The sequence below is a fragment of the Pseudomonas sp. KB_15 genome, assembly GCF_052114525.1.
GTDB lineage: Bacteria > Pseudomonadota > Gammaproteobacteria > Pseudomonadales > Pseudomonadaceae > Aquipseudomonas.
The window spans coordinates 122417-129452 of record NZ_JBFREX010000020.1; the positions used below are offsets into that span (position 1 = coordinate 122417).

Annotated in this window: 4 protein-coding genes; 2 read left to right on the forward strand and 2 right to left on the reverse strand. The window is 60.5% G+C overall.

Annotated elements, in window-relative coordinates; all coding sequences use genetic code 11:
* Nucleotides 1-92 precede the first annotated feature (92 nt).
* Both AB4Z35_RS17820 and AB4Z35_RS17825 read right to left on the reverse strand, forming a co-directional pair.
* Nucleotides 93-2621: a PepSY domain-containing protein gene (locus AB4Z35_RS17820; protein WP_442098385.1), complete on the reverse strand. Its 2529-nt coding sequence runs from the start codon at nucleotides 2619-2621 to the stop codon at nucleotides 93-95.
* A 255-nt stretch (nucleotides 2622-2876) separates the two neighbouring features.
* On the reverse strand, nucleotides 2877-5219 hold the full coding sequence (locus AB4Z35_RS17825) for a TonB-dependent receptor (RefSeq protein ID WP_442098387.1): 2343 nt from the start codon (nucleotides 5217-5219) through the stop codon (nucleotides 2877-2879).
* Between the two features lie 207 nt (nucleotides 5220-5426).
* Between AB4Z35_RS17825 and AB4Z35_RS17830 the strand changes: the two genes are divergently transcribed.
* Together AB4Z35_RS17830 and AB4Z35_RS17835 are read left to right on the forward strand one after the other, a co-directional pair.
* Nucleotides 5427-6107: a Fe2+-dependent dioxygenase gene (locus AB4Z35_RS17830; RefSeq protein ID WP_442098389.1), complete on the forward strand. Its 681-nt coding sequence runs from the start codon at nucleotides 5427-5429 to the stop codon at nucleotides 6105-6107.
* Nucleotides 6108-6890: a tetratricopeptide repeat protein gene (locus tag AB4Z35_RS17835; protein WP_442098390.1), complete on the forward strand. Its 783-nt coding sequence runs from the start codon at nucleotides 6108-6110 to the stop codon at nucleotides 6888-6890.
* The last annotated feature ends 146 nt before the right edge of the window (nucleotides 6891-7036 follow it).

Genomic DNA, 7036 nt, shown 5'->3' on the forward strand with positions numbered 1-7036 from the left:
CTTGCTCGCGATGGCGTCATCACTTTCAACCGTGATGTCGCCTGACACTCCGCTATCGCGAGCAAGCCCGCTCCCACAGGAAACTCAGTGAATCAGTACACGTCGCGGCGGTAGCGGCCCTGTTCGATCAGGTGTTCCACTTCGGCGGCGCCCAGCACTTCGTTGAGCACCTGGTCCACGCCCGAAGCCATGCCTTGAAGACTGCCGCAGATGTAGATCACCGCACCGTCCGCCAGCCATTTCCTGAGCTCGGCCGCCGATTCACGCAGGCGATCCTGTACGTAGATCTTTTCGGCCTGGTCCCGGGAAAACGCCAGGTCGAGGCGCTCGATGTCGCCGGCAATCAACCATTCTTCCAACTCATCACGGCACAGGTAGTCGTGCTCACGATTGCGCTCGCCAAACAGCAGCCAGTGACGTTGCTGACCGTCGGCAATCCGTGCCTTGAGCAGGCTGCGCAACCCGGCCAGCCCTGTGCCATTGCCCAGCAGGATCATCGGTACCGGTCGGACCGGCAGATGGAAACCACTGTTGCGCCGCACGCGCAGGCTGATCGAACTGCCCACAGGCGCGTGTTCGGTCAACCAGCCGGAACCGACGCCAAGGTTGCCATCGGCATGCACTTCCTGGCGCACGATCAATTCCAGCACGCCATCGGCCGGGATCGACGCAATGGAATACTCGCGCATGGCCAACGGCACGAGGGCCTCTGCCAGCGCTTGGGCGTGCAGGCCGACCAGATGGGCGCGGTTCTCCGGCAACTGACGGCTGGCCAGGGCCTGTTCGAGGGTTTCCTCCAGGCCGTTGAGTTGCACCTTGGTTTCGCCGTGGATGCCCAGACCATCGAGGAAGTGCTCGATGGCCCATGGGCAATTGCGCGGCAACACTTCCACCAGGTCGCCGGCCAGCCAACTGCTGGTGGTCGGGGCACTGAGGCCGAGTAAATACACAGGGGTTCCGCTGCTGTCCGGGTTGAGCAGTTCACGACGGGCCAGGGTCCAGTTGTCGTAGCTGGGCGCTTGCCAGGTATCGACGGGCGCGTGGCCGGTCAGCAGGCCCAGTTGCTGTTGCCAGTGGCGCAACGCGTAAGGATCGCCGCTGTCGACTTCCACCGGCGCGAACAAGGTCTTGCCGCCGTGCTCACCGAGCCAGGTGTGCAGGCGTTTGGCGAATCCACAGAAGTGTTGATACTGCCGGTCACCGAGACCGAGGACTGCGTAGTTCAGGCGCTCCAGGCTTGGCGTGCGGCCCAGCACCTTACGTTCGAAACCCCTGGCGCTGTCCGGCGCTTCGCCGTCACCAAAGGTGCTGACGACGAACAAGGCATTGTTCGATTCATGCAAATCCTGCTCGCTGAGGTCCGCCAACGGCTGCACCTTCACTGGCAGACCCGCGGCCTGCAATTGCCCGGCGGTTTGCCACGCCAGCTGCTCGGCAAAACCACTTTGACTGGCGAAGCCGATCAACCACGCCGGCGCATCGCTGGCGGGTTGCACGAGATCTTTGCGCGCATCTTTGATCTGACGTTTCTTGCGTCGGCGATCCAGGTACAGCATCCAGCCGGTGACGAAGAACAGCGGCATGGTCAACGCGGTGAGGGTCAGGATGATGCGCCCGACGATGCCGAAGTAACTGCCGACGTGCAGCGCATAAATGCTGGTCAGCAGTTGCGCCTTGAGACTCTTGTCGCTGTAGCGGTCAACCCGTTTGACCACGCCGGTAGCCGGGTCGAGGGTGATCTGGTTGAGGGCGCGGTCGTGGGGCGAAGTTTTCAGCAGGAAGTAAACGGTCGCCGGTTGGCCGGCCACTGGCGGCATGCGCACGTTATAGGAACTGAGTTGCGCACCGGCCGCGCTGTAGATGCTGCTCCACATCGCCGCGTAATCGGCCGTCGGTGCCGGACCCTGCGGCGCAGGGCCACGTCCGCCACGAGCGCGTTCGTTCTGCGGGGAGTCGGAGAGCAACCGGGTCAGGCCCTTGTTGTACCACTCGTAGGACCAGGACAACCCGGTCAGCGCCGCCAGGAGGTAAAACACCAGGCACCAGGTGCCGGCCACCGAGTGCAGGTCCCAGTTGAAGCTGCGGCCCTTTTTCTTCCAGTCCAGGGTCAGCCAGGCACGCCAGCTTCTCCACTGGCGAGGCCAGCGCAGGTACAGGCCGGACAGACAGAAGAACACCAGAATCAATGTGCACGCGCCGGTGATCTGCCGACCCGTGTCGCCCATGGCGAGGAAGCGGTGCAGTTGCAGCATCAGGCCGAAAAAGTCCTGGCCGGTGGCGTCGCCGAGGAATTCGGCAGTGTACGGATCGAAGTAGCGCATCTCGCCACGGCGTTCACCCGGTGGCGGGGTGAACCACACTTTGGCGGCGTTGCCACTGTCGGTTTCCACCGTGAGCATCGAGACTTTTTTTCCCGACACGGCTTCGATTCGTTCCACCAGTTCGGCGGGCGGCAGCACACCGGCGAGCTGTTTTTCGACCTGCAACACAGAAGGGTTGAGTGTGCTCAGGATTTCATCCTGAAACGACACCGTCGCCCCGGTGATGCCCATCAGGGCCAGGACCAGCCCGGCGCTGATGCCGAAAAACCAGTGCAACTGGAACAGGGTTTTCTTCAACACGTCGCTCGCCTTGTTCGTTCAAATTGATTCATCACGCCGCGCATTATGCCGTGGCGTTGTCGAGAAGCATTCTTTTTTACGCGCAAAGGCCCCGTTCATGTGAATGAACGGGGCCGGGTCTGATTTCAGCTTTCACCCTCTCCTGTGGGAGCGAGCTTGCTCGCGATAGCGGTGTGTCGGCCAACATAAATGTTGAATGTGGCGACGTCATCGCGAGCAAGCTCGCTCCCACAGGGATTGCAGTGTGAGTGGCAATCAGAAGTGGAAGTTGGTGCTCAGTAAGGCGGTACGACCGGCCGCCTGGTTGGCGAAGTGAGTCGAGAATGCCTTGTCGTAGTAGGTTTCGTCGGTCAGGTTCTGCACGTTCAGTTGCAGGTCGACGTTTTTGCTCAGCTTGTAGGCTGCCATCGCGTCGTAGCGAACGTAGGAGTCAACCATGGTGGTGTTGGCGGCACTGCCGAACACGTCATCGACATAGAACGCTCCGCCACCGATGGTCAGCTTCGGCGTGACCTGATAGGTCGTCCACAGGCTGGCGCTGTTTTTCGGCGTGTTAGGCAGTTCGTTGCCGTTGTTGGCTTTGTTTGCCGGCAGGTCACCGCCGTCGACTTGTTCGCTGTCCATGTAGGCGTAACCGGCGAACACTTGCCATTTGTCGGTGAGCTTGCCGCTGGCCGACAGTTCGATACCTTGAACGCGGGTTTTGCCGACGTTTTCAAACGTGATGGTGTTGGATTGCACACGAGCGTTGTCTTTCTCGGTACGGAAGATATCGGCGGTCAGGGACAGACGATTATTCAACAGGTCCCACTTGGTACCGATTTCGTAGTTCTTGGTGGTTTCCGGCTCCAGGTCGCTATTCAGCAGGTTGCCGTTGCGATCCGGCGTGCCAGCCAACGGATTGCCTTCCGAACCTTCGCCCAGGGAGTTGCCCGGTGGCGTGGCAGACGTCGCGTAGGACGCATAGATGCTGCCGTTTTCGGCTGGTTTGTACACCACGCCGAACTGACCGGTAATGAATTCGCTGGTGTCCTTGCCTTTGACTGCGTTGCCTTTGGTCACGACGGTGGCGCCGGAACCGTCAAAGGTGCGGTACTTGGTATCGAAATGGTCGTAGCGCAGGCCCATGTTCACCAGCCACTGCTCGGACAACGTCAGGGTGTCGAACACGTACAGCGCGTAGGTGTCGGCCTTGGTGTCGGTGCCGGCGTAGTTGCGCGAGATGGCACCGTTCCATGGATCATTCGGGGTCGGATTGGACAGCGAGGTGCAGTTGTAACCGCTTGGCGCGCCAATCAGTGCCGGCGAGCAGTTGGTGGTCACCGCTGCTGTTCCCGGCGTGGTATCCGTGTTGACGTTGTACGCGGATTTTTCACTTTCCTCGTGGGTGTACTCGACACCGGTGGAGAAGCTGTTCTTGAACCCGGCGATGTAGACATCACCAAACAGGTCGGTCTGGTTGGTGGTGGTCTCGGTGTTGCTCACGCGGGTGTTCGCGCGGCGCCAGACGCTGCCGTTGTTGACGTTGCCTTTGCTGTCGTCCGGTTGGGTCAGGATGTAATCCTGCATGCTGGTGCCGTGACGCAGGGTGTTCTTGATGGTCAGCGCGTCGCTCAGGTCGTGCTCGATGGCGAAGGTCGCGGTGTCGGTGCGCCCCTTGCGGAAGTCACGGTCGGTCAGACCATAGAAATTGCTGCTGTTGCCGCCGTCATTCGGCTTGTCCGGGTTGGCCTTGGTACGGGCAGTCGAACCGGCGGTCGGGATGGAGTAAGGAATGCCCGAATCCGGTGTGTCGTTGTTTTCGAGGTGGTAGTAGTCGAGATTGACGCGAGTGTCCGTACCCAGGCCGAAAGCCAGGGAGGGAGCGATACCCCAACGGTCGTTATCGACGCTGTCACGCCCGGCGACGTTGCTCTCGTGGCTCAGCAGGTTCAGACGGCCAGCGGCGGTGTCGGTGAACTGGTAGTTGCCATCGAAGGTGTAGCGCTGGGTCTGGTCGGAGCCCCAGGTGAAACCACCGTCGAGCGAATCGCCCAGGTGCGCTTTCTTGCTGACCAGGTTGATGCTGCCGCCAGCTGCGCCACGGCCGCCGATCGCGGAGTTCGGGCCTTTGCTGACTTCAATCGATTCAACGGCGAAGATCTCGCGGCTCTGTGAACCGGTATCGCGCACGCCGTCCAGGTAGGTGTCGCCCTGGGCGTCGAAGCCGCGGATGAACGGACGGTCGCCTTGCGGGTTACCGCCTTCACCGGCACCGAAGGTGATGCCTGGAACAGTGCGCAGCGCGTCCTGCAGGTTGAGCGAACCGGTGTCCTTCAAGACTTGTTGCGGAACAACGGTCACCGAGCGCGGCGTGTCGATCAGCGGCGCGGTGTACTTGGGCGAGGAGGCTTTTTCTACGTTGTAGGTTGTCTCGTCCTGGGCTTCGCCGGTGATGGCGGTGGCGCCCAGCGAAATCACGTTGTCCGGTGCTTTTTCGTCGGTTTTTTCCGCCGCGAAAACCATGTGGCCCGCAGAGCCGGCAGTAATTGCCATACCAATGGCGGATGCGAGCAGACGTGGTGAACTGACCGGTACTTGTGGTTGTTGACGTGACATTTGAATTCCCCTCCCCAAGGATTTGAGGCCGCGGAATATAGGGTAAACAGGTATTTGTAACAATTGCGAAACATTACTATTCGCACTTAATTTACAATCTTTACAATTTAACCTTACGGTTTTTGCTGACTCATTCGTCAGATGTGTTTTACATAGGCAATAAGAATCAATACCATTAGCGCCCCTTTGTTTTCAGGTGTCTTTGTCATGTTGCTGCACATTCCCGGCCTGTTCGAAAAAGACGAGGTGCAGCACATTCGCAAGGCTCTGGAACACACTGATTGGGCCGATGGCAAGATCACCGCCGGCTACCAGTCGGCGAAGGCCAAGCACAATTTGCAGTTGCCGGAGGGCCACCCGCTGGCCAAGGAGATCGGCGCGGCGATGCTGGAGCGGCTGTGGAAAAATCCGCTGTTCATGTCGGCTGCGCTACCGCACAAAGTCTTTCCTCCATTGGTGAACTGTTACACCGCCGGTGGCAGTTTCGATTTCCATATCGACAATGCGGTGCGACAGCCCAAAGGCAGTATCGAGCGGGTGCGCACGGATTTGTCCGCCACACTGTTCTTCAGCGAGCCCGAGGATTACGACGGCGGCGAGCTGGAAATCCAGGATACCTTCGGCACCCAGCGAGTGAAACTGCCCGCCGGCGACATGGTGCTGTACCCCGGCACCAGCCTGCACAAGGTCAACGCGGTGACACGCGGAACGCGACTCGCCTCGTTTTTCTGGACTCAAAGCCTGGTGCGCGAGGACAGCCAGCGCGCCCTATTGTTCGAGATGGACGGGGCCATCCAGCAACTGACCCGCGATGTGCCTGATCATCCATCGCTGATCCGCCTGACCGGCACTTATCACAATCTGTTGCGTCGCTGGGTCGAGGTGTAAGTGGCGGATTTTCGTTTACGCCGCGAAGAAATGCTCGACGGTGAGCGCCTGCGCTCCATGCTTGACGAAAGTCCGGCCCGCGCCGCCCAGGCCATCCTGATCGCCGCACGTGAAGGTGAAGTCGAGGCCCAGGCCTTGCTTGGGCAGATTCTGCTCGACGGCCAGGGAATCGCGCAGGACCAGCCGCTGGCGTTGCGCTGGTTTGGCATCGCTGCGCGCCAGGGACACCTGATGGCGCGCAACATGCTCGGCCGTTGTCATGAACATGGCTGGGGTTGTGTTGCCGATGCCTCGATTGCGGCGCGGCATTACCGGATTGCAGCGGAGGGTGGGCTGGATTGGGCGATGTACAACCTCGCCAATCTGCTCGCCACCGGGCGCGGTGTGGCTCAAGATCAGGCACTGGCGCTGAGCTGGTACCGGCGCGCGACGGACCTCGGCCATGCGAAGTCGATGAACCTGCTGGGGCGCTATCTGGAGGAGGGCCGATTTTGCCGCGCCGACCCGGATGCCGCTTTCCAGTGGTATAGACGTTCTGCAGAGGGCGGGGATTTTCGCGGGCAGTTCAGTTATGCGGCCGTTCTGGCGCAGGATGGGAAAGTCGAAGAGGCCTTGGTATGGCTTGATCGGGCGTTGGAGGCTGGCAACCTGAGTTTCCTGCGAGTGAGCGGCCAGGCACTGCTGCAGGCTTCCCACCCCGATCTGCGGGCATTGGCCTCGCGCTTTCAGCAGCGTGCCGAGCAATTGCAAAGTCAGGCACAGGTGGTTATGCCAGTCAGTTAAGCAATTTCAGCCGCGACACCCTTTGTAGCAGCTGCCGAGCCCGCGAGGCTGCGTTCGGCTGCGAAGCAGTCGTAAAATCAGTCATTGCGGTATGTCAGGCAGGCTGCATCAGCCGGACTCACGACTGCCATGCAGCCGAACGCAGC

What these genes read in the sequence shown, in the direction of transcription:
- AB4Z35_RS17830 (WP_442098389.1), top strand. Translation starts at nt 5,427, where the DNA reads ATGTTGCTGCACATTCCCGGCCTGTTCGAAAAAGACGAGGTGCAGCAC.
- AB4Z35_RS17825 (WP_442098387.1), bottom strand. Translation starts at nt 5,219, where the DNA reads ATGTCACGTCAACAACCACAAGTACCGGTCAGTTCACCACGTCTGCTC.